The organism is Prevotella sp. AGR2160, assembly GCF_000424185.1.
Lineage (GTDB): Bacteria > Bacteroidota > Bacteroidia > Bacteroidales > Bacteroidaceae > Prevotella.
In genome coordinates this window covers 143,138-161,006 of sequence record NZ_AUJK01000001.1, presented here as the reverse complement: position 1 = coordinate 161,006, position 17,869 = coordinate 143,138, and the positions used below count along the sequence as shown (strand labels likewise).

The following is a 17,869-nucleotide window of genomic DNA, read 5'->3' as shown; positions in this document are numbered from 1 at the left end:
ACTGATCATCGGTGTTTCTCTTCAGCCTGATAGACGGTTAATATAGTTTGATAAAAGTCGAGTGCCTTCTCATTCTTGTTAAAGAGTTTGATGGCAAGATGCAGAAAGGCAGGATATAAAAGATAGTTTAAGAATCTACAGAACGTTCCAACATTTTTCTTGTAATACTTTCTCCTGCTTTGTTCCGAGTATCTCAGACTGATAGGGTTCGCTTTCTTGTTAGGATCCGTCACGAAACTCTTTCCTTCGAGATGGATAATCTGTGCTTGGGGTACATTTATGACGTGATGACCCAGGCGCTTGATCTGCAGACAGAGATCAGTCTCTTCATAATACATAAAGAAGAGAGGGTCAAAGCCACCAGCCTCTTGAAAGACTTTTTTCTTGACCATAAGGTCAGCGCCTGAAGAATAGCCCACAGCGATGGGATGTTGGGAATGGTTGAATTGCCAGTTATTTCCAAATAGAAGCATCTCCAGACGATGGAAGGTTAACTCAGAAAGGTCCCACAATGTACCGGGAAGAATGCGACGGTAGGATAGGGTTGGTTGCTCCTTCCAGTCGAATAAGTTTCCGCCGCAAGCTCCTGCTTCTTGGTGTTGGTCCAGATAGTTGGAGAGTAGCTTAATGGCATTGTTTTTCAGAATCGTATCAGGATTTAGGAAAAACAGATTCCTTCCAGCAGCATACTTCGCTCCTAAATTGTTTGCTCTTCCAAAACCGAGATTTTCTTCTGATTTAATGATTCTAATATCGGCTTGACCGGAGAAAACAAACTGATCTATAGATTCTTTTGAGTGATTGTCTACGATGATAATCTCATAGGAGACTTCCTTCGTCTTTTCCTGGATGGATTGGATACAGTCTTTGATAAGTTCTCCTGTATTGTAATTTACGATAATGATGGACACATCCATATTAGACGAGCAAATGCAAATAGAATACGTTTATCATCAAAAGTGTGAAAGCTGCAAAAATGACTACTCCATTCGCAATGCTTCTCTGTTTGATGGTATATAAGATATTTGACATGAGTAAGATTTCTACAATTCCCAAAAGTTCAGTTATTCGAAATGCAATGGCGGGGATTGTTGCCAAGGCCGGAAAACTGAAAAGAGAGAATGCGTCTATCTTCAGAAGTAGGGGCGTACGTTGGTTGAATATCTTGATAGTATCGAGGAAGTAGAGATTAAAGTAGAAAATCAATATCCTGACAAGGAACACCAGGTTAAAAACATTGATTTCATTGCCGACGATTCCTTTCTCTGCCAGACTCTGATAGGCTTCGATCTTGTTTGCGAGATAAGGGATAGGAATGAATGACAGGAGGTTGAGATGTAGGAAATACAAGATGTAACCTATGGGAATGATAGATGCCCAAAGATATCGTTTCCTACCTTCAATATTACTGTTTTTTAGAACGAGAAGAGGAATTAAGGCCGCTGAAGAGTAATGAAAAAATAATGCGCATAATATCAGAAGAAACGCAATTTTTTTATCTCGGTCTAAATAGTATATAGAGAAAAGAAAAAATCCCGATGCTACGGCAGCACGGATCTGTGTCAGATCATGAAGCAGATAGTAGTTGCTGAGATAGAACAGAACGGGGAGGAAGATGATCGGGGAAAGTTTCCGGAATGCAATGAATTTCAGACTTACTCCGAGTATGGCATAAAATAAAAATATGGAGCGTACATCATGAAACCAATGATAAAAGATTTTTGATATCCAAAGATAGGAAAATTCAACACCTTTTGCTAAGATTGGATCATCATAATGTTCAAAAATAAATTCATAATTATAGGCATCGTTTACGCTGTCCATGTCCTTAAAGCCGGCAACAAGAATAAAAATGAGGACAAGAACGAGATATATCGGTAATTTATAAGGCCCCAGATAATCTTCTAGCAGAAACAGGACGGCAACGATGACAGCCAGGGAAAAAACAATGATGATCATCCCTATTGCTTGATAAAGGCATAGATAGAATCTATGAAAATAACAATTACTCCAATGATAAGGCTGAAAATCATCCTCTTCGGGCCCGCGGGCTTGACAGGAACGGTGGCATTCTGAATGGTCGTGAATGCAGGCGTCTGCTCAATCAGTTTGGCTTTTGCTTGTTGGAGCTGCTGGCTATATTGCGTGAAAGTATTGTATTTCAACTGCATGTCATTCTCCATGTCTTCCAACTTTGATTGAACACTGGGAAGTGTCACGTCCGTGTTAGCGTCGGAGTAGGCTGCATAAGCTCTACGAGTTTTCTCATAGGTAGCCTTCGCGGTATTGTATAATGATTGTGTGTAAGCAAGATCCTTGCGTGCCTTTCGTGTGCGGTATTCTGTGATAAAATCTTGAAGGCGGGCTTTTGCAGTATCTACAATAGTGGCACAGATGAGCGGATCCTGGTCGGTCACAGAAATAGAGATGGCATAATTCTTTTTATCAATACTGCAGGTGATGTTACCTCCGATTGTGTTGGCGATATCAGACTGTGTCTTCGTGAGTTTGAAAGGATTAACGGCACTGTCTGCTTCTACCGTTTTCTTCTTGGAGAAAAGTTTCGAAAAAATATTGTTCCACCAAGGAGTTTTCTGATACTTATGTAAATAGTCGTAATAAGTTGTCTTCACTTTTCCGTCAGATGTCGTGATAGGGACATCAAACATGCTTGTTTTGAAATCTACAGACTGCATCAGGTCTGGATAGAGTTCTGGTATAATAGCATCGTTACCAGAAGAACCACCAGAACTGAGATCAACACCGAAGGATGATGCTAGAGCACTGATGGAACTGGAACTCATACTAGAGAATTCCGGCGCCATTTTAACGGTACAAGTATAATATCTGGGTTCAGAAGCAACAAGAAGATAAGCGATGATGATTGCTGCAGGGAAAGTGATCAGATATAAGAGGATATGTTTCTTGAGGATTTGAAAAATCTTAATAAAATCAAGTTGCTTAAGCTCTTTTCCATTATGGCTTGGCTGTTCCTCCTTCTGCGTCAGAACTTTCCGGGACTTTTCTTCCTCTTGGGTAATCTGTTCTTCCATCCTTTTCTTCTTTTCTTCCTGTTTCCGTTTTTTTCGTTCCACCCATCGGTGGTGGAGATCATAGATGTTCATGTGATGATCGTGTTTGTTTAGCCTTGTTTTTTCTGAAGTTCCTGGATGATATCGTTGACGAGATAAGTGTCAGACATATAATGAATCTGATACTTGGGGTCATGCATCTTTCGGCAAGTATCGGTACTGTAGAACAGGGCGACGGCTCGCGGGAAACTAATATTCAGAGTTTCGGCAAGTTGTTTGATGACCCTCGCTATTTTTCTTCTTAGTGTAAATTCCAGCATTGTTTTTTATAGTTTTTTACAAGTAAAATCCTTGTCCGAAGTCAAGATCTTTACGACCAACATTGACAAGGGGATGACTAACTTCAACGAGAGAGCCATGATATAAAACTATTTTGCTCATTCTTTACCTCCTTCTCTTCTCTCGTAATTTCTTAGGGTTTCTATAATATCATCAGCAACATAAGACTGACTTTGAGTATGGAGCGTGTCATAATATTTGAAGAGTCGTTTCTCTATCAAGTCATAATGGTCTAAACGAGCGCAGAACGTACTGGGTGATATGCCTAACTTCTTCGCTGCTGCTTCAATGGCGATGACTGCGAATCTAATTTTCCGATCGTCTATTGTATCTGAGTAGATTTCCATAGTTTCATGCATTTTCCAGTTCCAGCATGACTTCATCAGCGCAGTATTCGTCGCCCATGTTGTGCAGATGGAACTCAAGGTTACACATATATCCTTTTGTAGGTGGCCGCAACATGGCGGCCACCTACATATATTCCTTAGTCTCTTTCGAATAGATCGCGCGTATAGACTTTCTCGCGGACATCATCGAGACAACTGTTGTAGCGGTTGGCGATGATGGCATGACTCTGGGCCTTGAACTGCTGAAGGTCGTTGACAACCTTACTGCCGAAGAACGTCGTGCCGTCGGGGAGCGTGGGCTCGTAGATGATGACTTGTGCGCCCTTGGCCTTGATGCGCTTCATCACGCCCTGGATACTCGACTGGCGGAAGTTGTCGCTGTTGCTCTTCATCGTCAGACGGTAGACACCGATGGTACAGCTGTTCTCCTCCCGCGGGTCATACTCGCCATGGCTGTAATAGTCGTAGTATCCGGCCTTGCGCAGCACCTGATCAGCGATGAAGTCCTTACGTGTGCGGTTGCTCTCCACGATGGCCTGGATGAGGTTCTCCGGCACGTCCTTGTAGTTGGCGAGCAGCTGCTTCGTGTCTTTCGGCAGACAGTAGCCGCCATAACCGAACGATGGGTTGTTGTAGAAGTCACCGATACGTGGGTCGAGGCTCACGCCCTTGATGATATCCTGGGTCTTCAGGCCTTTCACCTCGGCATAGGTGTCGAGCTCATTGAAGTAGCTCACACGCAGGGCGAGATAGGTATTGGCGAAGAGCTTTACGGCCTCGGCCTCCGTGAGCCCCATGAACAGCGTGTCGATATTCTCCTTGATGGCTCCCTCTTTCAGCAAGTCGGCGAAGATATGCGCGGCCTTGTCCAGACGGGCATCACCCTCTGGACGGCCGACGATGATACGGCTGGGATAGAGGTTGTCGTAAAGGGCTTTGCTCTCCCGCAGGAACTCCGGGGCGAAGAGGATATTATCGCAATGGTATTTCTTGCGGACACTCTCCGTATAACCTACGGGGATCGTCGACTTGATGACCATGATCGCGTCGGGATTGACCTTCATGACGAGTTCGATGACTTCCTCAACATGGGATGTGTCGAAATAGTTCTTCACGGGATCATAGTTCGTCGGTGTGGCGATGACGACAATGTCGGCATCACGATAGGCAGCGGCACCGTCAAGGGTCGCCGTGAGGCGCAGGGGCTTCTCGGCGAGATACTTCTCGATATAGTCGTCCTGGATAGGGGATTTCTTATGATTGATCATCTCCACTTTCTCGGGGATGACATCGACAGCCTTCACGTCATGATGCTGACTGAGAAGGGTGGAGATGCTGAGGCCGACATAACCGGTGCCAGCGACGGCAATCTTAATATTTTCGAAAGAATTCATCGTCTTGGATTTTTATTTATAGCTGTTAATGACGTCTATAATCTTTTGGGTTGTCTCTTCAGTCTGTACACTACTGATGGGCAGGCTGAGCTCCGTCTGATGGATATGTTCCGTAATAGGATAATGAAGGGTGTTCCATTCCTTGTAAGCCTCTTGCTGATGGGGTGGAATGGGGTAGTGGATAAGCGTCTGAATGCCGTTGTCTTTCAGATATTGCTGAAGATCATCACGACTTTCACAGAATATGGGGAAGAGGTGATAGACATTCTCCGCATCGGGGAGACGACGGGGAAGACGGATGTACTGGTTATGAATACCGTCGTAGTAGAGCCGTGCCAATTGTTGGCGGTGGCGGTTATCGGCATCGAGATAACGGAGTTTCACATCGAGGACGGCAGCCTGAATCTCATCGAGACGACTGTTGCGGCCCTGATAGCGGAAGACATACTTACGTGTGGAACCGTAATTGCCGAGGTTGCGGACGGTGGCGGCGAGGGCCTCGTCGTTGGTCGTTACGGCACCGCCGTCACCGAGGGCACCGAGGTTCTTGCCGGGATAGAAACTGTGACCGGCGGCATCACCGAGGGAACCGGTATGTTGCGAAGAGGTGTTTTCGGCGTGCTGAAAATTATGTGTTTCAGAAGGTCGTATGGATTCGTCGTTCCGACGACAGGCCGCCACAAGGGACGGCCCCTGCATTTCGCTGTTGGGATCCGCTTGCAGGGGCCGTCCCTTGTGGCGGCCCGTTGCCCGATAGGGCAATCCTTCTGCAGATTCAAATCGGCAGCCATGCGCCTGTGCGTTGTCCTCAATAAGTTTGAGATTGTATTTCCGACACAACGCCCCGATCTTCTCCGTATAGGCACAACGGCCATAGAGATGAACGATGAGGATGGCACGGGTGCGTGAGGTGATGGCGTTCTCTATCCGGTCTTCATCGATCTCAAGGGTATCCTCACGTGGTTCCACGAGTACGGGCTTCAACCCATTCTCGGAGATGGCGAGGATAGAGGCGATATACGTGTTGGCGGGAACGATGACTTCGTCGCCCTCATGGAGAACGCCGAGCTCAAGATAGGCGCGGAAGATCAGCCAGAGGGCATCGAGGCCATTGCCACAGCCTACGCAGTAGTGCGTACCGATATACCGGGCATAGTCGGCCTCGAAGCGGCGGTTGGCTTCTCCCTGGAGATACCAGCCGCTATCGATGACCTCGTTGACGGCCCGGCGGATCTCGTCGCCATGGGCCGCCGTCACTGCCTTGAGATCGAGAAAGGGAATCACTTATATAAATCCTCGTTGTAGTCGAAGAGGTAGTCGCTGTCCTTGAGCAGCGGATGATGGGCATCTTTCGGAGAGAGGATTACCTTGTCGGCAGGGATGCGCCAGTCGATCTTCAGTGCAGGATCATTCCAGGCAATGGCTCCCTCACTCTCCGGGCAGTAGAAGTTGTCACACTTATACTGGAAGATGGCAGTCTCACTCAGTACGCTGAAGCCATGGGCGAAGCCACGGGGAATGAAGAACTGGCGCTGGTTGTCCTCCGTCAGTTCCACGGCGACATGCTGGCCGAAGGTCGGAGAGCCTTTGCGGATATCCACGGCAACGTCGAGGACACTGCCGCGGACGACGCGCACGAGCTTGCTCTGACTGTGCTCGCCTTTCTGGAAATGGAGGCCACGGAGCACACCGTAGCTGCTCTTGCTCTGGTTGTCCTGACAGAAATGAATCTCACGGACCTGTTCGTTGAAGGCCTTCTCGTTCCAGGACTCAAAGAAATAACCCCGGTCGTCGGGGAAGATACGGGGCTCGATGATCACGACGCCCTCTATGGCTGTTTTGATAACGTTCATCTGCTTATCTGTTTTTATACATATTGTCGTAATACTTCTGGTAGTCGCCGGAGGTGACATTGTCCATCCACTCCTGGTTGTCGAGATACCAGCGGACAGTCTTCTCAATGCCTTCCTCAAACTGCAGGCTCGGTTCCCAGCCAAGCTCACGCTGGAGCTTACGGCTGTCGATGGCATAACGCTTGTCATGGCCCGGACGGTCGGTGACATACGTGATGAGATCCATATCCTCACCTTCCTTACGACCCAGGAGACGGTCGACGGTCTTGATGAGTACCTTGATGATATCGATGTTCTTCCACTCGTTGAAACCACCGATATTATAGGTGTCGGCGATGCGGCCCTTATGGAAGATCAGATCGATGGCACGGGCGTGGTCCTCTACATACAGCCAGTCACGCACATTCTCACCCTTGCCATAGACGGGCAGGGGCTTGCGGTGACGGATATTGTTGATGAAGAGCGGGATGAGCTTCTCGGGGAACTGATAAGGTCCGTAGTTGTTGGAACAGTTGGTGACAATCGTCGGCATACCATAGGTGTCATGGAAGGCGCGTACGAAATGATCACTGCTGGCCTTCGAGGCGGAATAAGGGGAATGGGGCTGATAACGGCGGTCTTCGGTGAAGAACTCCCTACCGTAGGCATGATGATGAGCGGACGAAGCTTTCGTGGTGAAAGGAGAGGGGAGACCCTCGGGATTAGTCAGCTCCAAGGCGCCGTAGACCTCATCGGTGGAGATATGATAGAAGCGCTTGCCCTCGTATTTCTCCGGCAGACTCTCCCAATAGAGCTTGGCAGCCTGAAGGAGGCTCAGCGTGCCCATGACATTCGTCTGTGCGAAGGTGAAGGGATCCTTGATGCTGCGGTCTACATGGCTCTCGGCGGCAAGATGGATGATGCCGTCGACATGATACTGCTGCAGGAGTTCCTGCATCTTCGGGAAGTCACAGATGTCGGCTTTCACGAAGGTGTAGTTCGGCTTGTCCTCAATATCCTTGAGGTTGGCCAGGTTTCCGGCATACGTGAGCTTGTCGAGATTGATGATGTGGTAGTCGGGATACTTGTTGACAAAGAGTCTGACGACATGGGAGCCAATAAATCCGGCACCACCCGTAATGATGATATTACGCTTAAAATCCATATCTAAACTTGATTTGATGATTATTCTTTTTTGTAGGGACATGATTCTTCATGTTCCGCTAGATGTAGGGACATGATGAATCATGTTCCGTGAGATATAGTCTCTCCTCCTTTGTTCTCTACTGATTCAGAAACCAAAGGTACTGCTGCCAGGGGGCAGAACGAAGGAGAAGAGACTCCGCCTCGGAGGATCAGAGGAAAGGACTGTCCTCGCAGAGCCGTTCTTTTCGTTGGATCCATCTGGGATCCGGAAAAAGGATATCCCCCGTCCTTATACTTTCAAAGGCCGGAGGTTATAGGGATGTTACGCTTATTTCAGAATACTCCAGATCGTGGCGAGCATAGTTGCCATGGATGCGAAGGATGAGCCCATACTCATGTATTCTGCCGGCGTCCATTTACGGGTGAGCTTGCTCGGTACGTAGATCTCACAGCCCGGTTCGATCTTCGCGCCGTGACTGACCTGTCCGACCATGCCATTCATATAGATAATGTAGGCACTACTCTTACGGGCATTCTGGGCAAAGCCGCCGGCGGCATCGATATAGTAACGGGCTCCCTTGCCACGCTCGTAGGTCACCGTGTTCGGATAGAGAACAGAACCGTTGATCTTCACGGAGGCATTATAGCGCGGGAGAACGAGGCGGTCACCTTCGCGGAGGATGATGTTGGCATCACTGCCGGGATTCTTCAGAGCTTTATCCAACTCAATACCTACCGGATAATAGTCGGGGGCTTGCAACTCGTTCAACTCTTGCTGTTGCTGCTTCTGCAGGAGCTCCGCAGAGGCCGTAATGGCCGTGTTGGAGAGTAACTGGGTGGAGAGGTTCTGTCGTTTCTCTTCCTGTGCCATCTTCAGAAGGGTCTCCATACGCTTGCGCTCATCATTGTTGACCTTTCGCTCCAGGCGGGCGCCCTTGATATAGGCCAGATTGTTGGCACCGCCGGCAGCTTCGAGGAGATCGGTCAGACGGGCGTTACGCTTGGTGAGGGTGTAGGTGCCGGGGAACATCACCTCGCCACTGACGGAAACATTCTGCTGATCGCTATAGGCCGGACTCTTACGGACATAGACCTCATCGTATGGCATGAGGATGAAGCCCGGCTCGCCGTCGACGACGAAACCGTCTTTCAGGCTCAGTGAATAGGTCTTGCCGATGATCGAGTCTATCTCCAGGGCTTTCGGGTTCATCACACGGCGGCTGACATCAACCTTCACCACAGAGGCCTTGTCGGTGAGTCCGCCGGCCTGAAGGATAAAGTCCTCAAGGGTCTCGTTGTCGGCATACTCATAGATACCGGGGTAGAGAACCTCGCCACGGATGGTCAGCGTACGCTTGACATTCTTCTCCGTCTTGGTGGGGATGAAGACGACGTCATTCTCTTTCAACGGCACATCGGCGACACGGCCGCTCATGATGCCTTCGAGGTCGAGACTGACGACTTCGAGGGTACGGTCGGCTTTCATGCGGTGGATGATGGCACGGTTGGTGAAGGCATCTTCCGTGAGACCTTCGGCCTGTTCGATAAGGGAGCGTACACTGTTGCACTCACCGCTGATATGATACAGACCGGGACGGAAGACGGCACCTTTGAGCTCTACTGTGTTCTCATAACGGGGAAGCACGGAGTCGACGCTCACGGAGTCGCCGTCATTGATGCGGAAAGAGGAGAAGTCAAACTCGGAAACATTGAAGACCGTATGTTCCTTACCTGTCTTACGGCTCACACGTACGATCTTGCGGTAAGCATCGCCCGTGAAGCCACCGGCATATTTAAGGACGGAGCTCAGACTCTCGTTCTTCTTCATCTCATAGAACATCGGGCGCTTCACCTTGCCCGTGATCTGTACAAGACAGTCATAAGGACCGACAATGATGACATCATTATCGGTCAGGCGGACATTGCCCGTGAGCTTGCCGTTGAGGATATAGTCGTAGAGGTCCACGACACTGATGAGACGGTTGTGACGATAGACCTTGATATTGCGGAGCGTTCCGATATCGTCGACACCCTGTGCCATATAAAGGGCCTGGAAGACGGTGGCGAAGGCAGAGAGGGTATAGGTACCGGGGCTCTTCACCTCGCCCATGACATTGACGGTGATAGTCTTGGTCTGACCGACGGTGAGCTTGATCTGACTGCTGCGGTAACGGCTGCCGAGGGTACGGCGCAGCTTGGCGTTGGCCTGGGCCACGGTGAGGCCGCTGAGGTTGATGGGACCATAGCCCTCGATGACGACATCACCGTCAGGACTGATGGTGGCGGTCACCGATTTCTGTGAGGCGCCATAGATATCGATGTTCACGGCATCGCCGGGACCGAGGCGGTAGTGCTGCGGTGTGGCGATATTGATATCGGACTCGAAAGTCAGCTTGTCATTGTTGAAGATATCGTGACCGAAGATACGGGGCTTATCGTGGTCCTGCTGCTGTTGGATCAGCATTTGGAAGAGACGGGTGGAATCTTTCGGCGTCAGCTCATCGAGATTTTCAATCATCTCATCAATCTGTTGCTTTCGCAGCAGGTCTTTCTGCTTGTCGCTTAAAGGGATCCGGTCGCCGTTGGCATCATAGTTGGTGTAATCGTCATCCAGACTGATGCTGCTCTCACGGTAGGTGGAACTGTTATCTATATTGCTCTCCCGGTTCAACTGCCCGTTCTGCTTGCGCAGACGGGAGCCGGTATCGTCGGATTGCATGCCGAGCGTGTTTTTCTTGGAAGATGTCTTCTGATATTTTTCCCGGATACGGCGGATTTGTGAGATGTCAACACCGCTCTGCATGAGTTGTGTGACGATCTGTGCTTGTGATTTTCCGGCGGCATTCATCTGCGCTACCTTTGCAATCACCTGATCATCGGTCATCGATGACTGGGCGTGGATGGTAAGCGTACATAGTGCCATGAGGGCGGCAAGGAAGATTTTCTTCATATTTGTTGTCTCAATATCTTTTAATGCTGCAAAATTACGTATTTTTACTTATATGGACAACGTTATTCGTCATCATTTATTGTATTTTCCTCCTTTGGGAGTTTGACCTTTCGTTTGATATTCTCTTTTGCGCCGAGTTTCACGAGTTTTGCGGCGGCTGTAGTGATGCTATGCCCACTGGCCTGCGTCGTCGTCTTCAGGTCGTCGAAAGCCTTGCGCGTATTGGTCAGTTGCTGGTCGACATTGAGGAAACGCTCATAGAATAGCTGCACACGGTTGACCACCTCATCGGCGGCTTTCATAATGGCTTCCTGGTTCTCGGCCTGCCGGCTCTGACGCCAGGTGATCTCCAGGACACGCAGCATCATGTAGAGATTCTGACTGCCGGAGATGATGACGCCCTTGTCATAGGCTTCTTTCCACAGACCGGGATCATTGCTCAGCGCCAGCTGAAGGGCACTCTCGCTGTAGATATACATCACGACGAAGTCGAGCTTCTGCTTGTTCTTCGGCGTATAGTCAAAGTATTTCTTCTGTGCCAGTTCGTTGACATGGTTGCGGACGGAGGTGATATGGCGCTGGAGGGCATCGGCACGGGCCTGGTCATCTTCGGCATTGTAATAATCCTCAAAAGCTTTCAGTGACATCTTTGAGTCGATGATGACATCACGCTCATCGGGGAAATGGAGGATGACATCGGGGATCATACGGCGGCCGTTTTCTTCATGGATCGTCTGTCCGTTCTCATCCTTCAGCGTTGACTGTTCCTCAAACTGCACGCCTTCCTCAAGGCCCATATTCTCCAGAAGGGTGCGCAGACGGAGCTCGCCGAAGTTTCCCTGGGTCTTGTTCTCGCTCGTCAGGGCCTGGGCCAGCTTGTCAGCACGCTCGCCGACTTCCTGGGCCTGCCGGAGATTCTCTTTGATGGTGGCGTCAAGTTTGACGAGGCGGTCGGCCTGGTCGCGGTCGTTCTTCTCCACGGCCTCACGCATCTGACGGAGATTGTCATGGAGGGGTGTGAGGATGGCAGCGAGCTGGTCATGGTTGTTGCGTGCGAGTTCCTCACTGCGCTTGCGGAGAATCTCCTCAGAGGCCGTGTTGATCTGTTCTCTGATGAGCTGGGCCTGCTGGTTCTGCTGCTCCTTCTGTTGCGCCTTCTGCTCTTGGGCATATTGGGCATATTGGGCTTTCTGAGCTTCGAGTTGCTGGGCATATTGGGCTTTCTGGGCTTCAAGTTGCTGATTCAGAAGTTCTGCCTTTGTGTTCAGGGCGGCAACTTTACTGTGGGCGAAGAGATAACCAATAACGGCTCCTATGAGGAGGCCGGCTAAAAGATAGAGTATTGACATAGGACTACGGGAGGTTAGAGTTGTAAAATTTTAGCATCTTTGAGCAGGGGCGTGAGCTCTTCGTTCGTGCTCAGATGGACGCGGAAGGCACTGCTCACAGGATAGCGGTTGAAGAAGACGTTCTGGCTCCAAACCAGTTGGACGACATCAATCTCCGGTGACCGTTGGAGGGTGTTCTTGTATCTTAGAATGCTCTCACGGACACGCGGCAAGACTTTGAAGCCCTCGCGACCATCCTTGAAACGGACGATGGCTATGACATGCCATTTCCGTCGCTTATCGATGAGCTGTTCTCTCTGTTCCTTGGTGAGTTTGCCACTGACGGTGATATGTCTTCCGAAGCGGGTGTTGATGTCATCCATGATCTTCAGGAAGAGAGGGCCATGGGCCGAACTGTCCTGTTGACCGGTAGAGCCGATATAGTAATGGATCATCTCGTGGATAATGATGTCCTCAAGTTGTTCTTTGGGGAGATCGATGATGATGGAGAAACGAAGAATCCATATATCTTGGGTCTTTCCTTGATAAGTGAAAGGCTTGCGGACACAGAGACCCAGAAAGGTCTTGGCACGGGAGGGCTCGAAAACAGGCTCAGACAGTTGCCCGTCAAAGATCTCCTTGTTGAATTTATTAAAAGTTTCTTCTAAGAAAGGAAGCGTTATTTTCATATCTTTTCAAAATGAAAAAAGGCATCTCAAGCAGAACTTGAAATGCCTTTGTTAGGAGGGGTGGGGGGTGGGACTCGAACCCACGACATTCAGAACCACAATCTGACGCTCTAACCAACTGAACTACGCCCACCATTTGGTTATCTGCTTTCATGTTTCAGAAAGCGAGTGCAAAGGTAAGGGAATTTTTTGGATCTACCAAATTTTTCCCTTACTTTTTTTATTTTTTTTATTTTGCCGGTGTCTGAGGAGCGGCAGGAGCACTCTGAGCGGGAGCCTGAGCACCTTGGGCAGCGCCACCTTGAACGGGAGCCTGAACACCCTGAGCAGGAGCCTGTGCAGCACCGTTCTGACCGGGCATTGCGGGCATAGCGGTATTGGTAGTGGTAGAACTCTGCTCCATGACACTCTGGTCTGCGGTAGACTGCGGAGCGACATAAGCGCAGGCGATGGAGATGACCACCATGGCGATGGCGAGACCCCACGTAGCCTTCTCGATGAAGTCAGTGGTCTTGCGGACACCCATGATCTGGTTGGAGGAAGAGAAGTTGGACGCCAGTCCGCCTCCCTTAGACTCCTGGATGAGTACGATGCCAATCATGAGGATTGACACGAGGACGATGATAATTACTAAAAGTGTGTACATTTTTATATAGCTATATTTATTTTTTTTCTTTCTCGTTGAGAATTAATTTCTCGAGGAATCGTATTTGGTCTGCAAAGTAAGCATTTTTTTTTGGATAATTCAAATTTAATCGCCGAATAATTTCCAAAGCCTTCGAATATCTACCTTGTTTGATATAAATTCGGGCCAAAGTCTCGGTAAAGACCCCCTCATTGCCGTCTTCTACGTTGACATCATGAGGCTCTTGGTTGGATGAAGGTTCGCTCTCTTCCTCTTCTTCTGTTGCAGGACCGTCAGGTAGATCATTCGACTGCGTGAGGTCGAAGCCACCATCTTCCAGAAAGTCATCTATAAGTTGTTGACCTTTCATCTGCGGCGTGTCCATGGCAGCCTCTTTCTCATCCTCGCTCTCCGTCTCAAGAAGGTAGCTGACATAGTCGACGGCGGCATCTGCCGGTGTCGGCTTCCGCTTTTTCTTCTTGGAGTCTTCTTCCTCTGATGGGATAGAGTCAAGGAAGTGATTGATGAGTGTCTCTGTTCGGTCTTCCTGATTGTTCTTCGATGGTTGAGACTGCTCAGCGGTGGTGGGAGAGGCCATCCGTGGCGACTGTTCCTGACGAAGTCGGTAATGGGCGGCTTCGATCATCTGGAAGATGACGGTACGGTCTTGGATAAAGATGGCAGCACGGCGCAGCTCCTCATCGAAGGATGGATCGTGGAGGATATAGAGGTTCTGCAGCATCAGCAGACGGGCTGTCTGGAAGTACGGATAGGGCGCAAGAAGGCTTCGGAGATCATAGAGGGTCTCCTTGTCGAGTTCTTCCGGATGTTGTATCAGTCTGCTGAGATTCTGCATAATATTTATTAGAATGATAGAGTGTTGTGAGTCTTCGGATGAGAAGCATTTCCTGCTTACCAGTTGGCTACAGTGGCGTTGAAGATCTGGTCGACGAGATCCTTAATCATTTCCTGTACGAGTTCTTCCTGTACGCTCTGCAGACTCTGTGTCGTATCGAAAGTCTTGGTAGAGGTGAATTGTTTCTCAAAGTCCTCCGAGTGATTCTTTGTGTTCGTGAACCTTACGTTGACCGTGATGGATAGTTCTGTCTGGGCAGAATAAGTTTCCGCTGTCACGCCTTTGTTGTGCTGGGCGTAGTTGGTGATCTCACCCTGAATGACCATGTCACCGTTGCGCTTGACCTGCCGGAGATGCGTGTGGCTGCTGAACTCATCCTTGAGTTGATTGTTGAAGAGTGGTCCCATCGGTGCCCATACATAAGCGGAACGGATCGGAAACTCATCTATCTGGATGGTTTTCGTCTTCGTATAGTCGATGCTGGCTCCATTGAACTTGTAGCTGACACTACAGGCGGCGAGGAGCAGGAGCATCATGGGAAGGATGTATTTATACAGCTTCATATACCTTATTATATATTATAGCTCACGATAGATTTCTATAGCTCACGATAGATTTCTATAGCTCACGATAGATTTCTATAGCTCACAATAGGGATTTGGTTTAGTATTCCTTGTCTTCGAGACCATATTGCTTGATACGGCGGTAGAGGGTACGGTCGGAAATGCCGAGTTCCTGTGCGGCCTTTTTCCGGTTGCCCCCATTGCGCTCCAGCGCTTTCTCCACCATCTGACGTCCGAGGTCGTTAAGATTGAGACTCTCAGGCTCTTTGATCTCTTCGGCTTCTGCTTCCTGTGCTACACTGTTACCGGGCGCAGTGAAAGGTGAAGCTTGAGGATAGGGCGTATTAGCAGAAGGCAGAGCCGTACCATATTCCGCCTGTTTGGTGAGGGCTACCTGACTGAGATCCCGTTGCTCCTCGACCTGTTTGCGGAGGGCATTCATGTCTCGGCGGAGATCGCTGACATTGCCACGGAGCTCATAAAGAATCTTATAGAGAATCTCACGTTCGCTCTCGTAAGAGTGTTGGCCGGGCTGGGCAATGGTAGCGAGTTGCGTGCTCTCTGTGTCTTTGGGGATATAGTGGAGCAGTGTCTCGGCATCGATCTCGCGCTTGTCGCAGAGTACAGACATCTGCTCGGTGATATTCTTCAACTGTCTGACATTACCGGGCCATTTATATTTCAGCATGAGCTGTTTGGCATCATCCGTGAGCGTGATCTTCGGCAGATGGTACTTCTCAGCCATCTGCATGGCGAAGAGACGGAAGAGAAGAATGATATCGTTTCCCCTGTCGCGCAGTGGGGGCATCTGGATAGGGATGGTGTTCAGACGATAGTACAGGTCTTCACGGAACCGTCCCTCACTGATAGCCTTACGCATGTTGACGTTCGTGGCGGCAACGATACGTACATTGGTCTTCCGAATCTCTTGTCCACCGACACGGATATACTCACCTGTCTCCAGGACGCGGAGCAAACGAGCCTGGGTAGCCATCGGGAGTTCTCCTACCTCATCGAGGAAGATGGTACCTTTGTTGGCTACACCGAAATAGCCCTCACTCTCGTTGATGGCACCGGTGAAGGAGCCCTTCTCGTGACCGAAGAGTTCGCTATCGATCGTACCCTCAGGGATACTGCCACAGTTGATGGCGAAATATTTTTCCCGTCGGCGCGGTGAGTTGTCATGGATGACCCGGGGAATAATCTCCTTACCGACACCCGACTCACCGACGATGAGCACACTCAGGTCCGTCGGCGCGACCTGTAGGGCCACGTCGAGGGCATGATTGATTCCATCGGAGTTTCCGACGATATTATAGCGTTGTTTGACTCGCTGAATTTCTGATGTATTCATTTAGCTGACAAAATTACATATATTTTTTGAGATATCTGCAAATTTGGCAGATTTTTTTCACTTTCCTATTGGACAGAGGACTCAGCGGGGGCACTAGGCGCTGTGAGCTTAGTAGGCACATTAGGCGCAGTAGGCTTGGTGGGCGCCGGTGTCGTGGTGGCGGCATGCTCCGTCTTGGGTGTACGACCATAGCTCTTTGGAGCGAAGGTGTGAATGCCGTGGCTGCGCTTTGGAGGGAACGGGCTGCCGGCATGTTTCTTCGGGATCGAGAAGCGTGAGCGATCACCATCTTCCCGTTTGTCATGGTAGAGCTTGCCCAGTGGGTGTTTCAGAGGCTCCTCGTAATCATTACGGTTACGGAAGGTGTCGATGGCGAGGAAGAGGGCCTGACGGAAGGTGTCAGCAGAAACGATGTTCTTTCCGGCCTCTTCAAAATCAGGTGTGATGTCGAGGGCTGTGGAGATCACGGGCAGTCCTGCATTGTAGATGATCGGATCGGCATCGGAGAGCGCACGCATCGGTGCTACGCCTTGATCATGGTACATGGCCAGAATAGCATCGAAATGGGTATACCATCCTTTGCCGAATAGATCTTCGGCAGCGTAAGGTCCGAAAGCCTGGAGGTGATCATCTTCCAAAGCCGTGATAGCCGGAATGATCGCTTCTGTCTCTTCCTTACCATATTTGCCTTCTCCCTCTGCCACGGGGTTCAGGGCGAGGACGGCGATACGCGGATTGGAGATGCGGAAGTCACGTCGGAGGGTGTCGAAAAGCAGGCGTGCCCGTTCTTCAACATTCTCCTTGGTTATCTTGGCGGCTACCTCATTCAATGGCAGACAATCGGTCACGGAAGCAACGCGCAGTTGGTTATTCATGAGGATAGGCATCACTTTCTTACCTTCTCCGAGGCAGGTTTCGATATACGGAGTGATGCCATGGAAAGGATAGCCTTCTACCTGGATATGATCGTTGTCAACAGGTGCATTGACAAGGATGTCGAAGGCACCGTCACGGTAGTCACTCATGGCACGGTCGAGGGCTTTGATAGCAGCATCGCCAGATTCTTGGGTCGGTGCACCGAACTCGATCTTCGTCTCCTCATCGTAGGTCGTGAGGAGGTTGATGCGACCGTCTTTCACCTCTGAGGCGTTGGTGACGATAGAGAACTGTGCCGGAAGGTCCAGAGCCTTACGGTGATAGGTGGCGGCTTTCGGAGATCCGTAGATGATCGGGGTGCAGATGTCGAGCATCTCCGGATCTTCGAAGGTTTTAAAAATGAGTTCGTATCCGATACCATTGGTATCGCCGTGGGTCAGTGCCACGCGGATCTTTCTTTCTTCCATTATATGCTAATTTTAAATTGATAATTCTTATAGCTCACAATAGATGCAATAGCTCACAATAGATATGTAGC

At 49.7% G+C, this 17,869-nt stretch carries 18 protein-coding genes and 1 tRNA gene; all 19 read right to left on the bottom strand.

Annotation, left to right across the window (positions count from 1 at the left end):
• Positions 1-5: 5 nt before the first annotated feature.
• The 19 genes from G604_RS13145 to G604_RS13130 all read right to left on the bottom strand — a co-directional run bounded on the left by G604_RS13145 (position 6) and on the right by G604_RS13130 (position 17,798).
• Positions 6-911 (bottom strand): glycosyltransferase family 2 protein, encoded by a 906-nt coding sequence (locus tag G604_RS13145; protein WP_196801073.1) that lies wholly within the window; start codon positions 909-911, stop codon positions 6-8.
• Positions 912-918: 7 nt separating this feature from the next.
• Positions 919-1,959, bottom strand: a complete 1,041-nt coding sequence (locus G604_RS0100695; RefSeq protein ID WP_051220136.1) for an EpsG family protein — start codon at positions 1,957-1,959, stop codon at positions 919-921.
• Positions 1,960-1,961: 2 nt separating this feature from the next.
• Complete coding sequence (locus G604_RS13140) at positions 1,962-3,053, bottom strand: chain-length determining protein (RefSeq protein ID WP_231376004.1); 1,092 nt, start codon at positions 3,051-3,053, stop codon at positions 1,962-1,964.
• 89 nt (positions 3,054-3,142) lie between these two features.
• Positions 3,143-3,352, bottom strand: coding sequence for a DUF3791 domain-containing protein (locus G604_RS0100685; RefSeq protein ID WP_028908857.1), 210 nt, complete (start codon positions 3,350-3,352; stop codon positions 3,143-3,145).
• 16 nt (positions 3,353-3,368) lie between these two features.
• Complete coding sequence (locus G604_RS14925; RefSeq protein ID WP_081657595.1) at positions 3,369-3,473, bottom strand: DUF3990 domain-containing protein; 105 nt, start codon at positions 3,471-3,473, stop codon at positions 3,369-3,371.
• A complete protein-coding gene (locus G604_RS0100680) occupies positions 3,470-3,718 on the bottom strand; it encodes a DUF3791 domain-containing protein (RefSeq protein WP_028908856.1) in 249 nt (82 codons plus the stop codon). The genes G604_RS14925 and G604_RS0100680 overlap by 4 nt, the downstream gene beginning before the upstream one ends.
• A 137-nt stretch (positions 3,719-3,855) precedes the next feature.
• Positions 3,856-5,112: a nucleotide sugar dehydrogenase gene (locus G604_RS0100675; RefSeq protein ID WP_036904210.1), complete on the bottom strand. Its 1,257-nt coding sequence runs from the start codon at positions 5,110-5,112 to the stop codon at positions 3,856-3,858.
• 12 nt (positions 5,113-5,124) lie between these two features.
• Positions 5,125-6,396: a DegT/DnrJ/EryC1/StrS family aminotransferase gene (locus G604_RS0100670; protein ID WP_028908854.1), complete on the bottom strand. Its 1,272-nt coding sequence runs from the start codon at positions 6,394-6,396 to the stop codon at positions 5,125-5,127.
• A complete protein-coding gene (gene rfbC, locus G604_RS0100665) occupies positions 6,393-6,965 on the bottom strand; it encodes a dTDP-4-dehydrorhamnose 3,5-epimerase (RefSeq protein WP_028908853.1) in 573 nt (190 codons plus the stop codon). Before rfbC ends, G604_RS0100670 begins: the two co-directional genes overlap by 4 nt.
• 4 nt (positions 6,966-6,969) lie before the next feature.
• Positions 6,970-8,109: a dTDP-glucose 4,6-dehydratase gene (locus G604_RS0100660; protein ID WP_028908852.1), complete on the bottom strand. Its 1,140-nt coding sequence runs from the start codon at positions 8,107-8,109 to the stop codon at positions 6,970-6,972.
• A 309-nt stretch (positions 8,110-8,418) separates the two neighbouring features.
• Positions 8,419-11,040 (bottom strand): SLBB domain-containing protein, encoded by a 2,622-nt coding sequence (locus G604_RS0100655; protein WP_028908851.1) that lies wholly within the window; start codon positions 11,038-11,040, stop codon positions 8,419-8,421.
• A 62-nt stretch (positions 11,041-11,102) separates the two neighbouring features.
• Positions 11,103-12,389, bottom strand: a complete 1,287-nt coding sequence (locus G604_RS0100650; RefSeq protein ID WP_028908850.1) for a DNA recombination protein RmuC — start codon at positions 12,387-12,389, stop codon at positions 11,103-11,105.
• A gap of 14 nt (positions 12,390-12,403) precedes the next feature.
• On the bottom strand, positions 12,404-13,057 hold the full coding sequence (locus tag G604_RS14630) for a SprT-like domain-containing protein (RefSeq protein WP_051220134.1): 654 nt from the start codon (positions 13,055-13,057) through the stop codon (positions 12,404-12,406).
• A gap of 58 nt (positions 13,058-13,115) precedes the next feature.
• Positions 13,116-13,191, bottom strand: a tRNA-His gene (locus tag G604_RS0100640).
• A 95-nt stretch (positions 13,192-13,286) separates the two neighbouring features.
• A complete protein-coding gene (gene secG, locus G604_RS0100635; RefSeq protein WP_028908849.1) occupies positions 13,287-13,703 on the bottom strand; it encodes a preprotein translocase subunit SecG in 417 nt (138 codons plus the stop codon).
• A gap of 16 nt (positions 13,704-13,719) precedes the next feature.
• Entirely contained in the window at positions 13,720-14,538 is an 819-nt protein-coding gene (locus tag G604_RS0100630; protein ID WP_036904207.1) for a hypothetical protein, read from the bottom strand.
• Positions 14,539-14,594: 56 nt separating this feature from the next.
• A complete protein-coding gene (locus G604_RS0100625; RefSeq protein ID WP_028908847.1) occupies positions 14,595-15,101 on the bottom strand; it encodes an LptE family protein in 507 nt (168 codons plus the stop codon).
• A 100-nt stretch (positions 15,102-15,201) separates the two neighbouring features.
• Positions 15,202-16,455, bottom strand: coding sequence for a sigma-54 interaction domain-containing protein (locus G604_RS0100620; protein WP_028908846.1), 1,254 nt, complete (start codon positions 16,453-16,455; stop codon positions 15,202-15,204).
• Between the two features lie 65 nt (positions 16,456-16,520).
• Positions 16,521-17,798, bottom strand: coding sequence for a PdxA family protein (locus G604_RS13130; RefSeq protein ID WP_081657594.1), 1,278 nt, complete (start codon positions 17,796-17,798; stop codon positions 16,521-16,523).
• Positions 17,799-17,869 lie beyond the last annotated feature (71 nt).

What these genes read in the sequence shown, in the direction of transcription:
- G604_RS0100660 (WP_028908852.1), bottom strand. Translation starts at nt 8,109, where the DNA reads ATGGATTTTAAGCGTAATATCATCATTACGGGTGGTGCCGGATTTATT.
- G604_RS13130 (WP_081657594.1), bottom strand. Translation starts at nt 17,798, where the DNA reads ATGGAAGAAAGAAAGATCCGCGTGGCACTGACCCACGGCGATACCAAT.
- G604_RS0100655 (WP_028908851.1), bottom strand. Translation starts at nt 11,040, where the DNA reads ATGAAGAAAATCTTCCTTGCCGCCCTCATGGCACTATGTACGCTTACC.
- G604_RS0100680 (WP_028908856.1), bottom strand. Translation starts at nt 3,718, where the DNA reads ATGGAAATCTACTCAGATACAATAGACGATCGGAAAATTAGATTCGCA.
- G604_RS0100650 (WP_028908850.1), bottom strand. Translation starts at nt 12,389, where the DNA reads ATGTCAATACTCTATCTTTTAGCCGGCCTCCTCATAGGAGCCGTTATT.
- rfbC (WP_028908853.1), bottom strand. Translation starts at nt 6,965, where the DNA reads ATGAACGTTATCAAAACAGCCATAGAGGGCGTCGTGATCATCGAGCCC.
- secG (WP_028908849.1), bottom strand. Translation starts at nt 13,703, where the DNA reads ATGTACACACTTTTAGTAATTATCATCGTCCTCGTGTCAATCCTCATG.
- G604_RS13140 (WP_231376004.1), bottom strand. Translation starts at nt 3,053, where the DNA reads ATGGAAGAACAGATTACCCAAGAGGAAGAAAAGTCCCGGAAAGTTCTG.
- G604_RS0100620 (WP_028908846.1), bottom strand. Translation starts at nt 16,455, where the DNA reads ATGAATACATCAGAAATTCAGCGAGTCAAACAACGCTATAATATCGTC.
- G604_RS0100675 (WP_036904210.1), bottom strand. Translation starts at nt 5,112, where the DNA reads ATGAATTCTTTCGAAAATATTAAGATTGCCGTCGCTGGCACCGGTTAT.
- G604_RS14925 (WP_081657595.1), bottom strand. Translation starts at nt 3,473, where the DNA reads ATGAGCAAAATAGTTTTATATCATGGCTCTCTCGTTGAAGTTAGTCAT.
- G604_RS14630 (WP_051220134.1), bottom strand. Translation starts at nt 13,057, where the DNA reads ATGAAAATAACGCTTCCTTTCTTAGAAGAAACTTTTAATAAATTCAAC.
- G604_RS0100630 (WP_036904207.1), bottom strand. Translation starts at nt 14,538, where the DNA reads ATGCAGAATCTCAGCAGACTGATACAACATCCGGAAGAACTCGACAAG.
- G604_RS0100685 (WP_028908857.1), bottom strand. Translation starts at nt 3,352, where the DNA reads ATGCTGGAATTTACACTAAGAAGAAAAATAGCGAGGGTCATCAAACAA.
- G604_RS0100695 (WP_051220136.1), bottom strand. Translation starts at nt 1,959, where the DNA reads ATGATCATCATTGTTTTTTCCCTGGCTGTCATCGTTGCCGTCCTGTTT.
- G604_RS0100625 (WP_028908847.1), bottom strand. Translation starts at nt 15,101, where the DNA reads ATGAAGCTGTATAAATACATCCTTCCCATGATGCTCCTGCTCCTCGCC.